A 20,468-nucleotide genomic window follows, 5' to 3' on the forward strand; every position below is an offset into this window, starting at 1 on the left:
TATTCTAAAACACAAAAGATTGCATTTCATCATCAAAATTCGCACCTAACACATTGTCATAATAACCTTTATCTAATAACAGTAAACCTGCTCGGGGATAAACGGAATTTGCAGGTAACTTTTTAAGTTCATTTTCATAAATGGTGATGGTATAGCGTTGCAACTTCCGATAAACCCATTTATGTTTTAGAGGATCACTTTCAAGATAATTAAACCAACTTTCAAAAGGTTCAGGCAAAGGCGGGGTATCGGTTTGTCCGTAAGTTTCATCAATATCGCTTGGATAACGATATTTTTCCAAATGATTTAGCCACAAATCAGGCGATATATCGGCTAAATGTGTTTCATAAAATGTGTCTAACTCAGCCGTATCTACCACTTTTGTTGTTTTCCCCTTTTCCTGCCAAGCCAGCGGAATAAATGGCACAATTAACGCAATGCCTTGATTATCAATCAAGCGAAACTTCTCCGCTACGGTACGAAATTTTATCGATAGAGGATTTTGAGCACTTGATTCCAGGGTTAAATCGTGGCAAATGTTATGTTTATCTCGATCTCCTTTTCCGTTAAATCGTTGGAAATAATCACTAAATGCAACTGGCGATAATGGATCAGCTAATTTATCGCTCTGTATCATCTCCTCCGTAATATCCTGCCCTTGTTTCAAACTGCCATTTGGTGCGCCCTCTTCGGCTCGAAATACGATCACTTCACCCAAATTCGGCAATTTACCCTCACGATTACAACGCCCCGCGGCTTGGGCAATGCTATCTAAACCTGCCATTGCTCGGTAAACCACAGGGAAATCTAAATCAACACCTGCTTCAATCAATTGTGTACTCACCACCCAAAGCGGTTGAGCGAGTTCTCCATTGCGATAAGCGTGTAAATATCGGCGAATTAACCCAATAACTTCGGCACGGTGAACGGCACACATATTGGCAGAAAGGTGCAATTTAATGCCATTGACTGGCAAAGCAGCAAAAAGTTTGCGTGCGTGTTTGCGAGTATTCACAATCGCCAACACGCAATCTCGTTGAGCAATTTCATCAGCAATTTCTTGCCAGCTTTGTTTCAGCTGATCTTTCGCTGGAAGCCTGATTTGCACACGGCGAAGTTTTTCCGCAAGGGCGATTTTATCTTTGATGATTTCATATACATCGGGCAAACCTTCCAATAATGTCCGCCCAAAAGTATCAATATCTTTGCCTAATTCAGGTTGCGTTGCGGTACATAACACAAAAGTAACGCCATAATCCCGAGCCAATACTCGCATAATATCGGTAATCGGCTTTTGAAACTCACGGGGAATTTGTTGGGCTTCATCTAAAATAATGACGCTATCAACAATGTTATGCAGTTTTCGACAACGGCTAGTTTTAGCTGCAAATAGGCTTTCAAAAAGTTGCACGTTCGTGGTAACAATCAACGGAGCATCCCAATTTTCCGTTGCCAAACGAGTTCTTGCAGTTTCTTTATCTTCGCTTACTTCTAAATTGCTATGATGTTCTAACACCACATCTGCACCTAGCACATTGCGAAAAACCACTGCATTTTGCTCAATAATGCTGGTAAATGGAATGGCATAAATAATGCGTTTTTTATTGAATTTCAATGCGTGTTTTAACGCAAAGCCTAAACTCGCCAAGGTTTTTCCGCCCCCTGTCGGCACTGTCAGGCTGAACAATGATTTATCTAATTGAGCTGCGGTAAAGCATTGTTGCAAAATAGCATTACGTTCCTGATTAAGCGGTGAGTTATCCGCTTTTTTTGCCAATGTCGCCATATAATGCTCATAGCGACTGTATAGCTCATTCAGATCTGCAAATTTAGGGCGAAATCCTACCGCTTGTGCTTCATCAGCACTGGCATACCCATTCATAAAGGCTTCGGTATCTAAAAAGTCCGCATCGACCAAACAAGAAAAGAGAAAACGAATCCAAATATGCAGTTCTTGTGCACAATTTGCTTGTAAAAAAGCAGGAAAATCACTTATCAAGTCGTCATTAGAAAGTGCAAAAAAATCCTCAGACAAACCACTTGATAGCCAACCTTGCAACGCCTTCTCTAATTCATCATTCGCATTCTGCAAACGTGCTTTTAAACTGCCTTTATTGAGCCAATCAGCTAGCCCTGCGTGATGTCCTGCGATGAGATAGGCAAGTATATGACCAATAAAAGGATCAAGTTTTGCAACCGCATATTTTGCCCCTGCGGTGGAATGTGGAATTTTCTGCGAAGAAGATTGTTCTACCTCTTCCAAATGGGCATTTTCTTTATCACTCCCTGATTTTTCAGCAAGATAACGTTGCCATTCTAACCGTGCTTTACCTAAATCATGTAATAGCCCCAAAACCTTGGCATACTTTCCACCACGTCGAGCTGCAAATTTCTGAGCTAATTGGCTAACCTGTAACAAGTGAGTAGGTAAAGTTTGATATATCCATTCGCTATTCTTATTTTTATATAAGTGGGCAACTAAAACAGATTTTGTTTCTGTATCTTGAGCCATCCCAAAATCAAGCTTGTCAGCAAATTGCTTGGCTAATTCTGCCGTTTCAGTTAAATGGGGTTCGAGTGTTTGAATTTTACCATCAGATTTGCAGATATGAGCAATTCGAGTTGAGTTCATAGATAGCTCCTATTGTCTTTATTGTATTTTATTATCCCAATATACTCTGCAATAATAAAATCATAAATATGAAATTATAGAAATTGCAATTTTTCATACAAAAAATACCGCTTGTTGTGCCAATTTCACAAAAAAATTACTTTTATCTTGAGATTTGCTAAAATAGCCTGATTTTTATAGTCATTTACAAGGAATATCATGTCAGAACAAACTTTTATTACGGGTAAAGATGCTGCGCTTGAAGACAGTATTTCTACTTTTCAGCACAAATTAAAAACGCTTGGTTTTAATATTGAAGAAGCATCTTGGTTAAACCCTGTGCCAAATGTGTGGTCGGTGCATATTCGTGATGCGGACTGTCCGCAATGTTTTTCTAATGGTAAAGGCGCAAGCAAAAAAGCCGCTCTTGCTTCTGCTCTTGGGGAATATTTTGAGCGTTTATCTACCAACTATTTCTGGGCAGATTTCTATTTAGGCCAAGAAATTGCCAATGGCGAATTTGTCCATTATCCAACCGAAAAATGGTTTGCTATTGAAGATGATGAGCAACTACCTGAAGGTATTTTAGACGATTTCTTATTGGATTATTTCGATCCAAATGGGGAACTTACACCCAATTTATTAATTGATTTGCAATCAGGTAATTACGATCGTGGTATCGTAGCGTTGCCTTATACACGTCAGTCAGACAATCAAACGGTTTATATTCCACAAAGCATTATCGGCAATTTATTTGTGTCGAATGGTATGTCGGCAGGCAACACGAAAAACGAAGCTCGCGTGCAAGGCTTATCGGAAGTGTTTGAGCGTTTTGTAAAAAACCGTATTATCACTGAAGCAATCAGCCTCCCTGAAATCCCACAAAATGTGATTGATGGCTACCCAACAATCAAAGCTTCCATTGAGAAATTAGAGCAAGAAGGCTTCCCAATCTTGTGCTATGACGCTTCTTTAGGTGGTGAATTCCCTGTAATTTGTGTGATTTTATTAAACCCGACCAATGGTACGTGTTTTGCTTCTTTTGGTGCGCATCCGAATTTCCAAGTTGCATTTGAACGTACGGTAACTGAGCTGTTACAAGGTCGTAGCTTAAAAGATTTAGATGTATTTGCACCGCCTTCATTCAATAATGAAGATGTGGCGGATAACGCTAATCTTGAAACGCACTTTATTGACTCAAGCGGTCTGATTTCTTGGGATCTTTTCAAACGTGATGCGGATTATCCGTTTGTCCATTGGGATTTCTCTGGCACAACTGAGCAAGAATTTGCCAATATGATGGCAATCTTTAATAAACACGAACAGCCTGTCTATATTATGGATTATGAGCATTTGGGCGTGTACGCTTGCCGTATTCTTGCACCAGGTATGTCAAATATTTACCCAAGCGATGATTTAATTTACGCAAATAACAATATGGGTATGGATTGGCGTGAAATTTTGCTAGATCTACCTCATTTCCATCACGATCATGAAACCTATCAAGAACTGCTTGATGAATTAGATGAACAAGGTATTGATGATTTCACCCGAGTGCGTGAATTTATCGGCATTGTGGCGGAAAAAGGCTCAGCGATGCAAACTTTACGTATTGGCGAACTCAAATCAATGTTGCACCTTGCATTAGGCAACTTGGAACAAGCTCTTGACTGGGCAAATTGGACAGCAAATATGAATGCCAGCGTGTTCTCGTCTGAACGCAATAACTACTACCGCTGTTTAATTCAATCGATTGAATTGTTCTTAGATGAAAGCCGTGAAGCCGAACAATACCGTATGGTCTTTGAGAAAATGTACGGCAAAGACGCGGTAGAATTTGCTTGGAGCGCAATCCAAGGCGGTAACCCATTCTACGGTTTAACGGCTTCAGATGAAACATTAGAAAATATGACTGCGCATCAAAAATTACTGAATGCTTACCGTAAACTACAGGTAGCAAAAGTAAATCCGATTGCGAGATAATTGGTAGAGGCGAACAACGTTCGCCCATATTTTTTCATGGTTACATTGTTTGGGCGAATGCCATTCGCCCCTGCATTGTTGAAATAAACTTACATTTCGGAACAGACTATGATCGACTTTCGTCCTTTTTATCAACAAATCGCAACCACTAATCTTTCCGCGTGGCTTGAAACGCTTCCGCTACAATTAAAACAATGGGAAAAAACCACCCATGGAGATTATGCCAAGTGGGCAAAAATTGTAGATTTTATGCCAAATTCGACCGCTTGCATTAATTTAAAAGATAAAGTGGAATCTATTCCTCATTCATCCCTTTCAACGGGGGAAACCAAACAACTTACTCATCATTTAAAACAGCTAATGCCTTGGCGAAAAGGCCCATACCATTTGCACGGTATTCATATCGACACCGAATGGCGTTCAGATTTCAAGTGGGATCGCGTGCTTCCTCACTTGTCGCCATTAAAAGATCGCATTATTTTAGATGTGGGCTGCGGTAGTGGATACCACATGTGGCGAATGGTCGGTGAAGGTGCAAAAATGGTGGTTGGTATTGACCCCACCGAGCTCTTTCTTTGCCAGTTTGAAACGGTGCGTAAATTGCTTGGCAATGATCGCCGTGCGAATTTAATTCCGCTAGGCATTGAGCAAATGCAACCGCTTGCCGCCTTCGACACCGTGTTTTCAATGGGCGTGCTGTATCATCGCAAATCGCCCCTCGATCATCTTTCACAGCTTAAAGCTCAATTAGTGAAAGGTGGCGAATTAGTGCTAGAAACCCTTGTGATTGATGGCGATATTAATGATGTGTTAGTGCCAGCGGATCGTTACGCTAAAATGAAAAACGTCTATTTTATTCCGTCTGTAAAAGCATTAATTAATTGGCTGGAAAAAGTCGGCTTTAAAAATGTGCGTTGCGTTGATGAAGCCATCACTACACTTGAAGAACAACGCAAAACGGATTGGCTTGAAAATGAATCTTTGGTGGATTTTTTAGATCCAAATGATTTATCTAAAACAATTGAAGGGCTTCCTGCTCCAAAACGAGCAGTCATTTTAGCTAACGCTTAAACCACTTTGTGCGCTTTTACAAAAGCGCACCTTCCCAATTTGAATTAGATCAAAAACCTTTCTCTTCACCGTTAAATTTACCCCTTTCTTTGTATGGTCGCTTGTCGTTTGCTTTTTTAAAATTTACGCACAGTTTTTGAGCAAAAAAGGAATAGTAATGACAAATCCATTTCAAGCTGAATGGACTCGAAAAGCCCAAGTTATGTGTTTAGGACATTGGATCATTCGTTACCAAGGTAAAGAAATTACGCTACCAAAAGACCGCTACGATAAAGATATGGGCACAAAAGGTATTTATAACTATATGGATCCCGATGATGAGCTTTATTTAGAAGGGTTAGATGAAGACGATTGGATTGTGGAAAATATCGAATGGCTAAGCGATGTTTTTATTGCGGAAGATATTCCGATTGAAGAAGAAATGATGCGTTATTTCTACCAAGCCGTAAATAAAGAAGATTGGCGTTGTGGTTCTTGTGGAGGCTGTATCTAGCAACAAGCGGTCAAATCTCCGTCCAATTTTGTTCGAATTTTACAAAATTGGACGGAGATTTGACCGCTTGCTATAAATAAGAATATTAGTTTAATACCCAAACTCGTCCATAGTGTTTCATTAAGCCTGCTTTATGTCCAGCTTCGTCGCCAATACCTTGGTATAAGTCAAAGTGCTGACCTTTTACCGCACCGCCCACATCTAATGCGACCATTAAGCGCAATTCGTGTTTGCCTGTCCAGTTACCATTACGATCGATTAATGGCATTTCAACCAATAATACGCTACCTGATGGCACAATGCTTTTATCTGAAGCCACTGATGCTAATGCCACTAATGGCACGCCTGCGGAGCCTTTTACTTGTCCTGTTGGATCGTTTTTAAAGAACACATAAGATGGGTTACGTTCTAATAAGCCTTGTACACGGTGTGGGTTGCGTTGCCCCCATTCACGAATCGCTTGAATCGACATTTTCTCTTTTGAAATTTCGCCGTCTTCTACTAATAGACGCCCAACACTTGCATATTTAAAGCCATTTTGACCTGCGTAAGCAAAGTAGTTGAGACGTCCATCACCAAAATCAACATAACCACTGCCCTGCACGCCAAGTAAGAAGTTATCTAACATTGAATCGCTATACGCCAGTTCTAAACCTTTGCCTTCTAATGCGCCGTCATAAATTTGTGAACGGGTAAAGCGTTTTTGGCTTGGCATTGCATAAATTGGATGCTGATATTTACCTTGCGGCGTGCGACGTGCGTGAATCACTGGTGAATAATAGCCTGTCATTAATACGTTTTGGAAGCCGTCTTCGCCACGCATTTGTAATGCGTGAATATTATAACGCGCTAAATCGGATACTTTACCGCCTGCGGCAATCCATGACGAAATTTTGCCATAAGTGCCTGCGTAACGTCCTGTAATACCACCTGCATAAGCACGCACGTTATTTAATTGTTTTAAGAAGTCTTGGAAATTTACAATAGTGCCATTTGCTGCCACAGTAGGTGTACTAACAAAATTATATGGAATATATTGTCGACCTTTATAGATCGCGCCAAACTTAGCGTGTTCGGCTTGGTAATCCGTTTTCCCTTTGCTTGCCTTATCCGAAGAACAGCTCGCCACTAAAAACGCAAGAGTTGTCACTTTTGTCCATGTTTTACATGCTTTCCAATTCATAAAAAAACCTTAAGTAATGATGATTCGAAAAGAGGCTAGCGTACCAAAATTCATCGTAAAACGATACTAAATTTTTATCCTTTACATAGGCTTAATTTGTGATATTTTATGCTACTTCTGTTTCAATTTCAGTCAAACAAACTATTTTTAATAAATTACGCTTGCAATCATGCTAAAAGTGAGTATTATACACCGCATACAGACGCGGGGTGGAGCAGCTTGGTAGCTCGTCGGGCTCATAACCCGAAGGTCGTTGGTTCAAATCCAGCCCCCGCAACCAGAATTGCTAGCCCTTGATAATATCGAGGGCTTTTTCGTATTTACAAAAAAATTAAATTTTACCGCTTGCGAATCCGTTTCTTTTGCCAGTACACTTGGCAAACCTCACACTGGTTTTCTACAATTCTACTATGAATAACATTCTTACCATTACTCAACTTAACTATTCAGTACGTAACTTACTTGAAATGGAATTAGGGCAAGTTTGGCTCACGGGCGAAATTTCTAATTTTAGCCAGCCTGTATCAGGTCATTGGTATCTCACACTCAAAGACGAAAATGCCCAAGTGCGTGGCGCTATGTTTAGGATGAAAAACCAGCGTGTCGCTTTCCGTCCACAAAATGGCACGCAAGTGTTAGTGCGTGCCAACGTGAGTTTATATGAGCCTCGCGGTGACTATCAGATCATTATCGAAAGTATGCAACCTGCAGGAGACGGGCTTTTACAGCAACAGTTTGAGCAATTAAAGATGAAACTGGCTGCTGAAGGGTTGTTTGCGCAGGAGAAAAAAAAGCCAATTCCTGCTTTTGCTAAACGTGTGGGCATTATTACTTCCTCAAGTGGCGCTGCTTTACAAGATATTCTTAATATTTTAAAGCGCCGTGATCCGAGTTTATCTATCATCATTTACCCTACTTTAGTGCAAGGTAAAGAAGCAAGCCAAGATATTGTTGCCACGATTGATTTAGCTAATTTACGCAATGAATGCGATGTATTGATCGTAGGGCGAGGCGGTGGTTCGCTAGAAGATTTATGGTGTTTTAATGAAGAAGTCGTAGCTCAAGCAATTTTCCGTTCTAACATTCCAATTATCAGTGCGGTGGGGCATGAAACTGATGTCACTATTGCCGACTTTGTTGCAGATTTAAGAGCGCCAACCCCTTCTGCTGCAGCCGAATTGGTTAGCCGTGATCAGCAAGAGTTGATTCGTCAATTACAGCATCAATTTGACAGAATTAGTCTCGCTTTTGACCGCTTGTGGAACGAGAAAAGTGCTGGTTTTGCACAATTAAAATTGCGTTTAAATGCTCAACATCCTGTGCGCCAAATTCAAATGCAACAACAGCAATTAACGCAATTTAACTACCGTTTAGAAAGCACAATCCATAAAACATATTTAACTGAAAAGCAAAAGCTAGCACAGTTGTTGCTTCGTTTAACCAATCAACACCCACAACATCAGCTACAACAACAGCAAACACAGTTAAAGCAAGCTGAATACCGCTTAACCCAAGCAATAGAACAAACTCTTCTTGCCAAACAACATCAATGGAAAAACCTTACAGAGCGAGTTAAACGCAATCCATTGCCACATTATGTCGCAAAACAAACGCAACAACATGCTCAGTTAGCACAACAACTTCAATTTGCAATGGAGAAAAAATTTAGTAAAGCACAGCAAAAATTCCAAGCACTTTGCACCAAAATTGATGGATTAAGTCCGCTAAAAATTTTAGCGCGCGGTTACTCTGTTACCCAAAATTCACAGGGCGAAATTCTTTGTTCTACCGCAAATCTAAAAGTTGGCAGTCAAATCACCACCAAACTATCACAAGGTGAAATTGTGAGTGAAATCCTGAAGATTGATTGATTAAAATATACCCAATTTGAATTTAATTCATTTTTCTTTTGGCAAATCAAAGTGTTAGTCCATCATTGGCTATGTTGTTCACGAAGTTATCCACAAGTTGTGTGAATAACTTCGTTTTACCATGCAAAATAAGTGTTGCTTTTTACGGCAAACAATGATTTCCTCCTTTTTTATTTGTTGCACAAGCGGTCTAATTTGCCTATAATCACGCACATTGCTAGCGTGATTCTTGCTTGGCAATTTACAATCATTTATCCTTAGCCAGTGTGACGAAATTGGTAGACGTAGCGGATTCAAAATCCGCCGCCCTTAAAAGCGTGTCGGTTCGAGTCCGACCACTGGCACCATTCATAATTCTCATATCTATCTAAGCATAAAACACAATCCATTCAACACGAAGGAGTGTTTATATGCTAAATCAATATAAACCATTTATTGTTACTGTAATGTCCACTAAAGGTGGCGTAACTAAATCTACTAATGTCGCAAACACATTGGTGTAAATTGTGATCTTCGTACATTAATGATTGACACAGATACTCAACCTACAGTATCTTCTTACAACCATATTGATGAACAATCACCATTTGGTATTTACGAATTTTTTAATAGACCTGATTTACACTATAGAGAACTCATTTCTGAAACCGAGTTTCAAAATCTTGACATTATCCAATCAAACGACCCAAATGATCGTTTAACTACTGAGTTAAAGAACAATCCTGCGGGTGCTCTTCTATTTAACAAACTTGTTCATCAGATTGAAGGTTACGACCTTATCATTATTGATACACGCAGTACACGTGGCATTACGGTTGATATGACCGCATTGGCGAGTGATTTAGTTATCTCTCCAATTAAACCAGAATTGGTTTCCGCACGAGAATTTGTGCGTGGAACGTTGAATTTATATCAATCTCTTGAAATATTTACAGACTACGGTTTAACCCTTCCTCCATTAAAAGCTGTTATTAATTACTTAGACCATACAAAAGATGCGAAAAAATCGTTATGGCTAATTCAAGTCAATCAGAGCTATACCATCCTATTCTATTGAAGCCGAGCAAGCCGTATTAGGCGGATTGCTTTTGGATAATAATAAATGGGATTGAGCTGTAAAACAGATTCAATTGTGACAGGTACATCTTTCGGTATTGATCGCTTAGATAACAGTACTGCTAGTGGGCAAAGTGGCGATTTAATTATTTTAACTGCTCGCCCATCCATGGGAAAAACCGCATTATCACTAAAATTTATCGAAAGTGCGCTGAATTAGGCAACCAATAAACCCGCACAATATTATCCGCACATAAACATTTATTTGAACTAAGTCCCTATAACCTTGCCTATATATTAGGGTTATAACTGTTTTTTAACTATTTTTTCACATTAATTATAAAGTTTTAAAGTCGTTTATATCATTTAAAGGACGAACCTTTTATGCAAAACTTAATAACATCTCATTGTACTTCTCCTCCACCTCGAATTGCGTTTTATTCCCACGACACAATGGGATTCGGACATATTCGCCGTAATATGTTACTAGCGCAATCAGTATTACAAGCCAATCCGAACACAGATGTGTTATTGCTTTCTGGTGTACGTGAATCTGGCGCTTTTAAATTACCTAAAGGCGCGGACACCGTTACACTGCCAACCTATTTTAAAACGGCTGACGGAGAGTATATTCCGCGTTCTTTAGGCACGGATATCAAACGTCTGGTTAAAATACGCCGTAAAATTATTCATGCAGCATTGGAAGCATTTGAACCAGATATTTTAGTGGTGGATAACGTGCCACGCGGTGCCATGAATGAATTGGATAGTATTCTGCCTGAACTCGCCAATCACGGTACACATTTGGTTTTAGGTTTACGCGATATTATTGATGAACCAGATGTCGTGCGTAAACAATGGCAAAAATTAAAAAATATTGAAATCATTAGATTATATTTTTCCAGTATTTGGGTTTATGGCGATCCGCAATTATTTGATTTTACTCAAGAATATAATTTACCTAATGATATCAGTAAAAAACTCCATTATATGGGCTATTTAGATCAAACCCGACGAATGGAATACCAAGGCGGTTTGAATACGGTGATTTCCGATATGCCATCCCCTTATGCATTATGTATGGTCGGCGGCGGTCAAGACGGTTTCGATCTGGCCAAAAATTTCTTACAAGCACAATTACCTGAAGGCTGGAGTGGCTTATTGATCAGTGGCGCATTAATGCCGTCTGGACAACGTCGTCACTTAGAATTATTGACTGAGCAACGTCCTGATATCTGTATGGTCGATTTCGTTGCTGAACCGTTAAAGCTTATGCAAAACGCAGAATGCATGATTTCTATGGGCGGTTATAACACCACTACTGAAATTCTTTCTTTCAATAAATGCGCATTAATCGTACCTCGTATCAGACCACGCTTAGAACAATGGATTCGAGCTTCCCGCCTAGCCAAAATGGGCGTTATTGATTGTCTACACCCGAATGATTTAACGCCTGAAGCATTATCAGCTTGGTTAGCAAAACAAAAACTGCAAGCGAATGCCCGCGATATGCTGAAATTTAACGGTTTAGACAATGTAGTCAGCCAAATTAATCAAATTATAAAGTTCGGTTCTTCTCTTTAACTCATTTTTTATGGATGTAATTATGAATACTTTAAACAACACTACTCCTATGTATGTCGGTTATGTGCTGAAACGTTACCCTCGTTTTTCGGAAACTTTTGTTGTTAATGAAATTTTAGCCCATGAACGAGTCGGCACTAAAATCGATATTTTTGCTTTAGGTCCAGTTGAAGAAACCCATTTCCAAGACGGAATTTCTCGTGTTCGTGGTCCTGTAACGCGTTACGAATCCAAACAACGTAATCTAGAAAACTTATGGGAAGCAATGCGTAAAGGGTTTGCCGAATTACCGAATTTTGTTGAAAAATTAGCTCAAGTTGATCAATGCAACGTATATGAATTATACCAGGCAATTTCTGTGGCATTAGAAGTGAAAAAACGCGGTATTCAACACTTACACGCTCACTTTGGTACCCAAGCAACCACCGTGGCTCGTCAAGCCGCGCGCCTTGCAGACATTACTTATACTTTTACCGCACACGCAAAAGACATCTTCTTCCAATATGAGGATTCGACTAACTTAGGGGAAAAAATGCGTGATTCTGCAACGACCATTACCATTTCCGACTACAACAAAGCCTATTTACAAGCACAATACGGTTCGGATGCGGATAAAGTGGTACGCATCTATAACGGTATGGATTTAAAAAAATTCCCTTACGCACCATTTGAAAAAAGAGAACGTCATATTTTAGCCGTTGGGCGTTTAGTCCCGAAAAAAGGGTTCACCTATTTATTGCAAGCGCTTGCAATCTTAAAAGCTCGTGGCGAAAAAATGTACTGCACTCTTATAGGCGACGGTAAATTACGCGATGAAATCGCTGCGGAAATCACTGCACTTGATATCGGTGATGTGATTACCATGGTAGGACCTATGGCTCAACCAGATATTATTCGTCAAATGTCAACGGCAAATATGGTGGTCTCACCTTGCGTAATCAGCGATGACGGTGACCGTGATGGTTTACCGACGGTATTACTTGAATCTATGGCATTAGGTACCCCAGTGATTTCTACCCAAGTTGTAGGCATCCCCGAATTAGTCAAAGACGGCGAAACGGGTTTATGCGTAGAAGCTGAAAATGCCGAAGTTCTCGCTGATGCAATGATACGCTTATTAAATGACCATGCATTATGCAAAAAACTGTCTGAAAACGGACGTCAATTAATTGAACAAGAATACGATGAAGATACCAATGCGGCAAAACAACGTGATTTCTTCGCCGCTGCAATTAACTCATCAAAAGCATAACCAGGAAATAAATTATGAGAATAGCTTATATTTGTGCTGATCCAGGTATTCCCGTATTCGGTACTAAAGGCGCCTCCGTACACGTACAAGAAGTAATTAAAGGCATGCTGGCACGCGGTCATGAAGTTACTCTCTTTGCTCAGCGTTTAGGCGGTGACGCACCAGAAGAATTAAAAGAGATTAACATCAAGAAATTTGCAAAATTACCTAAAACCTCCAAAGAAGAACGTGCGCAAACCGCATTAGCAGCGAATACTGCCAATGAAGAAATGTTGGGAAAATACGGTCCGTTTGATTTGGTTTACGAGCGTTATTCTTTATGGAGTAACGTCGGTATGACATTTGCGAAAAAACATCACATTATGGGTTTATTGGAAGTCAATGCACCGTTAATCGAGGAACAAAAGAAACACCGCGAATTACCGTTAGAACAAGAAGCGAAAAAAATTGCTCATGCTGTGTTTAATGATGCAGATGCAATTATTGCCGTATCACCAGGTGTAAAACACTATTTAGAGGCATTTGCAAAGGTAGGTCACAAAACGCACGTGATTGCAAATGGTGTCGCATTAGATCGCTTCCTTCCTGCGGCTACAAAAAACACGGAACGCTTAAGTCACTTAAAACAAACGGTTGAACAACATCAACCCGTGACAGTTGGTTTCTTAGGCACATTAAAACCTTGGCACGGTCTTGCAACACTAGTGCAAGCATGGCGTTTATTACGTGAACAAGACCACAATGTCCGCTTATTAATTGTGGGTGACGGCCCTGAGTTTGAACCGTTAAATGCAGAAATCAATCAGCTAAATCTAGCTGATTACGTCACATTTGCTGGCGCGGTACAACCTGAAGACGTACCGCAATGGCTTGCTCAAATGGATATCGCAGTCGCCCCGTATCCGCAATTAGAGAATTTCTATTTTTCTCCATTGAAGATTTATGAATATATGGCAGCGGCATTACCGATTATTACAACCAATGTCGGTCACTTACCTACAGTGGTTGAACATAATCATAACGGCATTTTAGTTGAACCTGAAAATCCGCAAAAAATGGCGAGAGGTATTTTATCTTTGATTAAAAATCCCGCAAAAACGATCGCACTTGGTAAGGCTGCGCGTTTAACTGCGGAACAAAGACACAGCTGGTTATCGGTTGTAGATCAAATATTGGACATCGCGCATGACTGCAAAGAACGTTAAGGTACCGAAAATCAATACCACCGCTTGGTGGTCTGTTGCCCGAAGGTTAAAAGATTACATTCGTCCTGAACGGACGCTCGTGATTACATCACTCTTAGCCTTATTAATGACCACTGGAATGCGCTTACTTAAGCCATTGCCATTAGCATTCGTATTTGACCATGTATTGATTGAATCACTGGATCCCTCGGATGTCCTTAAGGAAAGTACCAAAGAATTTGAGACTAATTTACACTATGGGTTATTCGATTCGTTGCTAGTTCAACTCACCCAAGAACAGATATTAATTGGCTGCGGTATTGCTGTTGTCATTGTCGCTTTAATGACATCGGCGTGCAGTTTTTTTAGTACCGTTGGTTTAGCGCTTGCGGGTAGCCGTATTCTTAGTAGTATACGAAATGATTTGTTTGAACATATTCAATATCTATCGTTACGTTTCCACTCACAGGCAAAAGCTGGCGATTTAACAATGCGTTTAATCAACGACATCGGCATGTTGCGTGAAGCGGTTATCACAGCATTAATGCCTATGCTGGCAAATATTCTTATTTTGCTCGGCATGACGGGAATGATGTTTTACTTAGACTGGAATTTAACGCTCTTAGCTATACTCTCTTTCCCTGTTCTTTGGTGGACAACGAATCGTACAGGCGAAAAAATTCATCAAGCCAGTCGAGAACAACGTAAGCAAGAAGGTTCATTAGCTGCAAAAGCGGCAGAATATATCAGTTCAATTCGTATCGTACAGTCATTATCTTTAGAAGATGCAACCTTGCAAAGTTTTGCTGGCAACAACACCGATGCACGTAAGAAAGATGTGAAAACCAAACGCCTTGCGGCAGGTCTTGAACGTCGTGTAGATATTCTCGTTGCTTTTGTTACGGCAATCGTCTTATTCATGGGGGCAAGATCTGTATTACATGGTGAAATGACTCCAGGTGAGTTATTAATTTTTATGTCGTATTTAAATAACTCTTTCCGTCCCGTACGTGAATATGCGAAATACACGACTCGTCTATCTAAAGCATTAGCAGCAGGCGAACGTATCGTTGATCTGTTGGATGAAGAGCCAGATATTCAAGACAAACCGAATGCTCCGAAACTGAAACACGTAAAAGGTGAAGTGCGATTTGAGCATGTTTTCTTTAGCCATCAAAACAAAGAAAACCTTGCTCAACCAGTATTAAAAGATATGAATTTTACTATCAAACCAGGGCAAAGCGTGGCGATAGTCGGTCCGTCTGGTGCAGGTAAATCCACGATTACCAGCTTATTGCTACGTTTATATGATCCAGATGAAGGTGCTGTGCGCATTGACGGCAAAGATATTCGTGACTACAAAATATCTAGCGTTCGTTCACAAATCGCCATCGTGCCACAGGACAATATTCTGTTCGGGGTATCTATACGTAGAAACATTGCTCTTGGCGCACATAACAATAAAGATGAAGTGACCGATGAACAAATCATCGCAGCAGCCAAACTGGCACAAGCACATGATTTTATTATGGCAATGCCTGAAGGCTATGACACGGTATTAAGCGAACGTGGTAGCTCATTATCTGGTGGACAAAGACAGCGTATTGCGATTGCACGTGCTGCGGTAAATAACAACTCAATCTTAATTTTAGATGAACCAACGGTCGGTCTCGATCAGGAAAGTGAAAATGCGGTGATCAAGGCGCTAGATAATCTTACCCATGGGCGCACTACTATTATCATCACGCACGATTTGAATTTTGCCACTAAAGCCGACCGCATTATTTTTGTAGATAACGGTGCAGTTAAAGAGCAAGGCAGTCACCAAAAATTACTGGCGAAAGGCGGTAAATATGCTGCTTGGTGGAAACTGCAAAACGGTTAACAGCGAATCAAAGGAGTTTATTTTATTATGCTGACAAAAGCAGACAAACAAATTATCGCCCGCGAGCCGAATCTGCCAGGATTAGCCGTACTATTGAACCAACAAGCATTATTGGCACAGCTTAAAACGCTGCCTCAATTTGCAGATGCGATCAAAGCGCAAGTGCAATACCTGCGTTATAAACCGAATACAAGCTGTGCCTGTACCGTAAAAATTGAGTTTGACGGTCATTCTTCCCAATATTTTTATGCAAAAGCGTTGAGCAAAGCACGTTTTGATGAATCATGGAATCACCCTAAACGTCAAAAGCTGGTACTACAAAACGATCCGCTTTCGCCTTTTGCCTTAATGGATCAGTACATTTTATTTATGTACCCTGTACATGACCGCGGTATCGGCAATCTGAAATGGTTAACCAGTAAAAAGGCACAGCAAAATTTATTAAAGCAATGCATTTTGCCCAACGCCTCAGAAAGCTGTTTACACTTTGAAGTGTTGCGCTATAAACCTGAACGCCGTCTCGTGGCTCGTGTTCGCCAAGATGGGAAAACTATCGCAGTGGTGCGTAGTTCAAATAGTGTGGACTTCAGTCGCATTATTATCGGCGCGACGTTTTCGGTGGCGGAACGTCATCAAAAAATTTACGGTATTGACGGCACAACGTACACATTAGTTACCAGCTGGCAAAAAGGTACAAGTTTGTGCCCAGAAGAGGGGGAATTTCCGTCTCAAGAGTTGATTCCGACGATAGCCAAAACGATTGCCCGAATTCATCAAAGCCCGTATAAACATCCTGGCAAATATGATGTTGCAGATGAGTTAAACGCACTCAACGACGTAACGAATACTTTCCAGCATATTCTGCCTGAAGCGGCTCATTGGTTAAAAACCTTGATTATCGAATTGGAGCAAAAACTCCCGAAAATCATACCGCACTTTACGTTAATCCACGGTGATCTTTCGCTTGATCAAATGATTATGCGTAAAAATAAAGAAGGTCGCGTGAAATTACGTGTGTTGGACTGGGATCGTGCAACTTCTGGCAATCCGTTAATGGATTTGGCGACGATGCAGGCACGCTTAGAGTTACAAGTGATTGAAGGCGTTATTCCACAATGGAAAGCAAAAAATTTAATGACTGCGCTACTGAAAGCATACCAAAAACGGACTCAGTATGATTTAGATGGTTTACCGTATTTTGTTGCTTCGGCCATATTAAAATTAGCAACGGAGCCATTTCGTAAACGTAGTGCAAAATGGGAGCAAAACTGTCTGCAATTATTGCAACGAGCGGAAATAATATTAAATCAGCCAAGTAATCCGTTGACTGTGCATATCAATGCGCCGACAGATATTTCTGCCGACCCGCTGTTATCAACCTTAACGGATCATGTGGCAATGCAAAATATGCTCATGTCTACTCTGCCTGAAGATTTCCAAGGTGAATTAAAAAGTGCAGTGTTGAAACGTTATAAAAAACAACGTCGCGCCTTAATTGATTATGCCGTTAATACCGAAAACGGACTACGTTATTTCATCGGCAAATATCGTACCAAAGGTTTGGACAATCGTGCTTATAAAGTACAGAAAGCCTTATGGAATAAAGGTTTTAAATACGAGAAAACCGTCAGTGTCGCACGCCCTTTGGGTAAACTGCCTGAACTGCATACGTGGTTGCAGGATAAAATCGACGGTTTATGCCTCGGTGAATTACTACACCCGAATAATCAACGCTTAGCGTTTTGGGGTGAATCGGTCGCCAAAGCATTACATACTTTGCACCAAAGCAATGTGGCACAGGAACTCGAACTGCCAGTTTGGACAGTCGAGAAAGAAATGGAAATTTTGCAAGATCGTTTAACCCAAGCCGAATCTATCCTGCCTCATTTGGCTGAACGTATTGCCAAAGTACGGTGCGATAGTTGGGAGATTTCGCGTTTAATCTCAAGCCAAGAATTAGTTTCTGTGCACCGTGATTTTTATCAAGATCAGGTGTTAGAACGAAACGGACACCCAGGCCATCTGGTTTTATTGGATTTGGATTTGATGAGTCAAGGTCATGCCGCGTTAGATGCGGGAAATTACCTTGCTCATATTCAAGAATATGGATTACGCCAATACGGCAATATTAATACATTCAAAGTACACATGGATGCGTTCGAGCATAGCTTTATTGCTCAAACTCATGCGAATGCAAAAGATGTGAACACTTACACCGCGCTTTCGCTCGCACGGCATATTTATATCAGTACGTTATTTGATGATCGTAAACCGATTACGGAATCATTATTAAAAATAACGGAACAAAACTTTAAAGTATTACTGAATTAAGTTAAGGGGAAAGCATGAAAATTACTATTGTCGGCGCAGGCTATGTAGGTCTATCGAATGCTATTTTATTAGCACAAAAACATCAAGTGACCCTGCTTGATATTTCTGCTGAAAAAATTGAAAAAATTAATCACAAAATTTCACCGATTCAAGATAAAGAAATCATTGAATATTTAACGACTAAAGCATTAAATCTTACAGCAACAACGGATGCTACAACGGCTTATACTGGTGCTAAATATGTGATTATCGCAACACCGACAGACTACGATCCGACAATGGATTACTTCAACACAAATTCCGTTGAAGCCGTCTTGAAAGCTGGTTTAGCTCAAAATCCACAGGCATACTTTATGATTAAATCAACTATTCCTGTGGGCTTTACACAAAAAATGCGTGCGTATTTCAATACAGAACACATCATTTTTTCACCAGAATTTTTACGTGAAGGTAAGGCATTATTTGATAACTTGCATCCATCGCGTATTGTGGTGGGTGATACCTGCAAGGCCGCCGAGAAATTTGCCCATATTCTGCGTGAATGCAGTCTTAAATCAGAGACACCGATTCTGCTAACCAATCCGACCGAAGCGGAATCAATTAAATTATTCGCGAATACTTATTTGGCTTTACGTGTAGCATTCTTCAATGAGCTTGATTCATTCGCAGCCACATTTAATCTTAATGCGAAAGATATTATCAACGGCGTATCCCTAGATCCACGTATCGGCACGCATTATAATAATCCGTCATTCGGTTACGGTGGTTACTGTTTACCGAAAGATACGAAACAATTATTGGCGAATTATAAAGGTATTCCGCAAAATTTGATTAGTGCAATCGTGCAATCCAATGCCACCCGTAAAGATTTCATTGCAAATGAAGTGATCGCTAAAAATCCATCCGTTGTGGGTGTTTATCGATTAACAATGAAATCTGGTTCGGATAATTTCCGCAGCTCAAGTATTCAAGGCGTGATGAAACGTATTAAAGCGAAAGGCATTGGAATTATTATTTATGAACCTGAGTGTCACGGTGAGGAATTTAATCATTCAAAAATCATAAAAGATTTGGCTGAATTCAAAAAACATTCGGACATCATTTTGGCAAATCGTGTCACTGAAGAGCTGGGAGATGTTTTAGACAAAGTTTATACCCGCGATTTACGTGGTGATGATATTTAATTTATTGATTTTTTCTTGTTAGGAGAGCAATTTTATGTTGAAGAAACCCTTGTGTTTAGATAGTGCACATCAAATTTTTACGCAATAAAATAAAGATAAAAAGTGGGCAAATCACTTATTGAGTTGCCCGCTTTAAAATTATGATTAACCGATATATGTTGATAACGGTTAGCATCCTGCTCCAGATTGTCGTATGAGTTTGGTTTCAAAGTTTTTTTGATTGATTTCTTTGTGTTACAAACAGCAAATTGTTTCAGTTCAGAACCTTGAGTAACTCGAAATACTCCTGCAAAGAATGGCTTAGCATCTCCCATTGATTCTTGATATTGCACATAATAACTATCTTGATTGTCTTCAAATTCAAGTGAAGACAACACATAACCAGAACGACTGGCAATAATTGAATTATTACGTTGCGTCTTGACGAAAGAGGCGAAATTGCCGCACCTCCGCCGATAGAATCATGAATATAATCGGATAATACTGCCTAAAAACGTTTGACCACGTCATTTGCAACAGCTATACGGTCGCCATAACGCCCAACTATAATTTTCGGTATTTGATAGTTTGTGACCGTATGTATCGGTAACATTGCTATCTGGAAAAATGGCGCAACTGTTTTCAGTTTTCGGACTGAGCATTTGCCATTTATGCGTTTTTATTTCGCCTTCCTTCACTTCTTTTGGATACCATTTCCCAGCCTTATCCTTTTTCGTTGCAGGAATTATGTATTGCTATTTGAATCATTATCTATTCGCTATAACGATAATATTAGCTATA

17 protein-coding genes and 2 tRNA genes are annotated in these 20,468 nt (G+C 40.1%); 15 read left to right on the forward strand and 4 right to left on the reverse strand.

All coding sequences use genetic code 11. The annotated features are described in order from the left end of the window. Positions 1-4: 4 nt before the first annotated feature. Complete coding sequence (gene cas3 / locus F8M47_RS03285; RefSeq protein ID WP_425292559.1) at positions 5-2,632, reverse strand: CRISPR-associated helicase Cas3'; 2,628 nt, start codon at positions 2,630-2,632, stop codon at positions 5-7. Between the two features lie 198 nt (positions 2,633-2,830). Here cas3 and ycaO point away from each other — a divergent pair, with 198 nt between their 5' ends. From ycaO to F8M47_RS03300, 3 genes are all read left to right on the forward strand, one after another. Continuing rightward, positions 2,831-4,594 carry a 30S ribosomal protein S12 methylthiotransferase accessory factor YcaO gene (ycaO, locus tag F8M47_RS03290; RefSeq protein WP_150538789.1) on the forward strand — a complete coding sequence of 588 codons (1,764 nt, stop codon included), beginning with the start codon at positions 2,831-2,833 and terminating at the stop codon, positions 4,592-4,594. A 108-nt stretch (positions 4,595-4,702) separates the two neighbouring features. Then, entirely contained in the window at positions 4,703-5,665 is a 963-nt protein-coding gene (gene cmoB / locus F8M47_RS03295; protein ID WP_150538790.1) for a tRNA 5-methoxyuridine(34)/uridine 5-oxyacetic acid(34) synthase CmoB, read from the forward strand. Positions 5,666-5,822: 157 nt separating this feature from the next. Continuing rightward, positions 5,823-6,158, forward strand: coding sequence for a hypothetical protein (locus F8M47_RS03300; protein WP_150538791.1), 336 nt, complete (start codon positions 5,823-5,825; stop codon positions 6,156-6,158). Between the two features lie 85 nt (positions 6,159-6,243). Here the strand turns inward: F8M47_RS03300 and mltA are convergent, their stop codons facing one another. Next, a complete protein-coding gene (gene mltA, locus F8M47_RS03305; RefSeq protein ID WP_150538792.1) occupies positions 6,244-7,341 on the reverse strand; it encodes a murein transglycosylase A in 1,098 nt (365 codons plus the stop codon). Positions 7,342-7,544: 203 nt separating this feature from the next. Here mltA and F8M47_RS03310 point away from each other — a divergent pair. The 12 genes from F8M47_RS03310 to F8M47_RS03365 all read left to right on the forward strand — a co-directional run bounded on the left by F8M47_RS03310 (position 7,545) and on the right by F8M47_RS03365 (position 19,688). Further along, a tRNA-Met gene (locus F8M47_RS03310) sits at positions 7,545-7,621 on the forward strand. Positions 7,622-7,751: 130 nt separating this feature from the next. Then, a complete protein-coding gene (xseA, locus tag F8M47_RS03315; protein WP_150538793.1) occupies positions 7,752-9,212 on the forward strand; it encodes an exodeoxyribonuclease VII large subunit in 1,461 nt (486 codons plus the stop codon). Between the two features lie 260 nt (positions 9,213-9,472). Further along, a tRNA-Leu gene (locus F8M47_RS03320) sits at positions 9,473-9,559 on the forward strand. A gap of 176 nt (positions 9,560-9,735) precedes the next feature. Continuing rightward, the gene (locus F8M47_RS03325; protein ID WP_150538794.1) at positions 9,736-10,269 is read left to right on the forward strand and encodes a ParA family protein; all 534 of its coding nucleotides are present in this window, start codon (positions 9,736-9,738) and stop codon (positions 10,267-10,269) included. Next, complete coding sequence (locus tag F8M47_RS12425; protein WP_425292564.1) at positions 10,265-10,324, forward strand: hypothetical protein; 60 nt, start codon at positions 10,265-10,267, stop codon at positions 10,322-10,324. Before F8M47_RS03325 ends, F8M47_RS12425 begins: the two co-directional genes overlap by 5 nt. 20 nt (positions 10,325-10,344) lie before the next feature. Continuing rightward, entirely contained in the window at positions 10,345-10,488 is a 144-nt protein-coding gene (locus tag F8M47_RS03335) for a DnaB-like helicase C-terminal domain-containing protein (RefSeq protein WP_342211801.1), read from the forward strand. A 164-nt stretch (positions 10,489-10,652) separates the two neighbouring features. Then, positions 10,653-11,852 carry a glycosyltransferase family protein gene (locus tag F8M47_RS03340; RefSeq protein WP_244298046.1) on the forward strand — a complete coding sequence of 400 codons (1,200 nt, stop codon included), beginning with the start codon at positions 10,653-10,655 and terminating at the stop codon, positions 11,850-11,852. Positions 11,853-11,874: 22 nt separating this feature from the next. Continuing rightward, positions 11,875-13,104 (forward strand): glycosyltransferase family 4 protein, encoded by a 1,230-nt coding sequence (locus tag F8M47_RS03345; protein ID WP_150538796.1) that lies wholly within the window; start codon positions 11,875-11,877, stop codon positions 13,102-13,104. A 14-nt stretch (positions 13,105-13,118) separates the two neighbouring features. Next, the gene (locus F8M47_RS03350; RefSeq protein ID WP_150538797.1) at positions 13,119-14,309 is read left to right on the forward strand and encodes a glycosyltransferase family 4 protein; all 1,191 of its coding nucleotides are present in this window, start codon (positions 13,119-13,121) and stop codon (positions 14,307-14,309) included. Next, on the forward strand, positions 14,290-16,173 hold the full coding sequence (locus tag F8M47_RS03355; protein ID WP_150538798.1) for an ABC transporter ATP-binding protein: 1,884 nt from the start codon (positions 14,290-14,292) through the stop codon (positions 16,171-16,173). The genes F8M47_RS03350 and F8M47_RS03355 overlap by 20 nt, the downstream gene beginning before the upstream one ends. A gap of 27 nt (positions 16,174-16,200) precedes the next feature. After that, the gene (locus F8M47_RS03360; protein ID WP_150538799.1) at positions 16,201-18,504 is read left to right on the forward strand and encodes a phosphotransferase; all 2,304 of its coding nucleotides are present in this window, start codon (positions 16,201-16,203) and stop codon (positions 18,502-18,504) included. A 14-nt stretch (positions 18,505-18,518) separates the two neighbouring features. Further along, on the forward strand, positions 18,519-19,688 hold the full coding sequence (locus F8M47_RS03365; protein WP_150538800.1) for a nucleotide sugar dehydrogenase: 1,170 nt from the start codon (positions 18,519-18,521) through the stop codon (positions 19,686-19,688). A 77-nt stretch (positions 19,689-19,765) separates the two neighbouring features. Here the strand turns inward: F8M47_RS03365 and F8M47_RS03370 are convergent, their stop codons facing one another. After that, the gene (locus F8M47_RS03370; RefSeq protein WP_150538801.1) at positions 19,766-20,062 is read right to left on the reverse strand and encodes a hypothetical protein; all 297 of its coding nucleotides are present in this window, start codon (positions 20,060-20,062) and stop codon (positions 19,766-19,768) included. 132 nt (positions 20,063-20,194) lie between these two features. Then, positions 20,195-20,416, reverse strand: coding sequence for a TraU family protein (locus tag F8M47_RS03375; RefSeq protein WP_150538925.1), 222 nt, complete (start codon positions 20,414-20,416; stop codon positions 20,195-20,197). Positions 20,417-20,468: the final 52 nt, after the last annotated feature.

The sequence above is a fragment of the Actinobacillus vicugnae genome, from assembly GCF_901687125.1.
GTDB lineage: Bacteria > Pseudomonadota > Gammaproteobacteria > Enterobacterales > Pasteurellaceae > Actinobacillus > Actinobacillus vicugnae.

What these genes read in the sequence shown, in the direction of transcription:
- cas3 (WP_425292559.1), bottom strand. Translation starts at nt 2,632, where the DNA reads ATGAACTCAACTCGAATTGCTCATATCTGCAAATCTGATGGTAAAATT.
- ycaO (WP_150538789.1), top strand. Translation starts at nt 2,831, where the DNA reads ATGTCAGAACAAACTTTTATTACGGGTAAAGATGCTGCGCTTGAAGAC.
- cmoB (WP_150538790.1), top strand. Translation starts at nt 4,703, where the DNA reads ATGATCGACTTTCGTCCTTTTTATCAACAAATCGCAACCACTAATCTT.
- F8M47_RS03300 (WP_150538791.1), top strand. Translation starts at nt 5,823, where the DNA reads ATGACAAATCCATTTCAAGCTGAATGGACTCGAAAAGCCCAAGTTATG.
- mltA (WP_150538792.1), bottom strand. Translation starts at nt 7,341, where the DNA reads ATGAATTGGAAAGCATGTAAAACATGGACAAAAGTGACAACTCTTGCG.
- xseA (WP_150538793.1), top strand. Translation starts at nt 7,752, where the DNA reads ATGAATAACATTCTTACCATTACTCAACTTAACTATTCAGTACGTAAC.
- F8M47_RS03325 (WP_150538794.1), top strand. Translation starts at nt 9,736, where the DNA reads ATGATTGACACAGATACTCAACCTACAGTATCTTCTTACAACCATATT.
- F8M47_RS03340 (WP_244298046.1), top strand. Translation starts at nt 10,653, where the DNA reads ATGCAAAACTTAATAACATCTCATTGTACTTCTCCTCCACCTCGAATT.
- F8M47_RS03345 (WP_150538796.1), top strand. Translation starts at nt 11,875, where the DNA reads ATGAATACTTTAAACAACACTACTCCTATGTATGTCGGTTATGTGCTG.
- F8M47_RS03350 (WP_150538797.1), top strand. Translation starts at nt 13,119, where the DNA reads ATGAGAATAGCTTATATTTGTGCTGATCCAGGTATTCCCGTATTCGGT.
- F8M47_RS03355 (WP_150538798.1), top strand. Translation starts at nt 14,290, where the DNA reads ATGACTGCAAAGAACGTTAAGGTACCGAAAATCAATACCACCGCTTGG.
- F8M47_RS03360 (WP_150538799.1), top strand. Translation starts at nt 16,201, where the DNA reads ATGCTGACAAAAGCAGACAAACAAATTATCGCCCGCGAGCCGAATCTG.
- F8M47_RS03365 (WP_150538800.1), top strand. Translation starts at nt 18,519, where the DNA reads ATGAAAATTACTATTGTCGGCGCAGGCTATGTAGGTCTATCGAATGCT.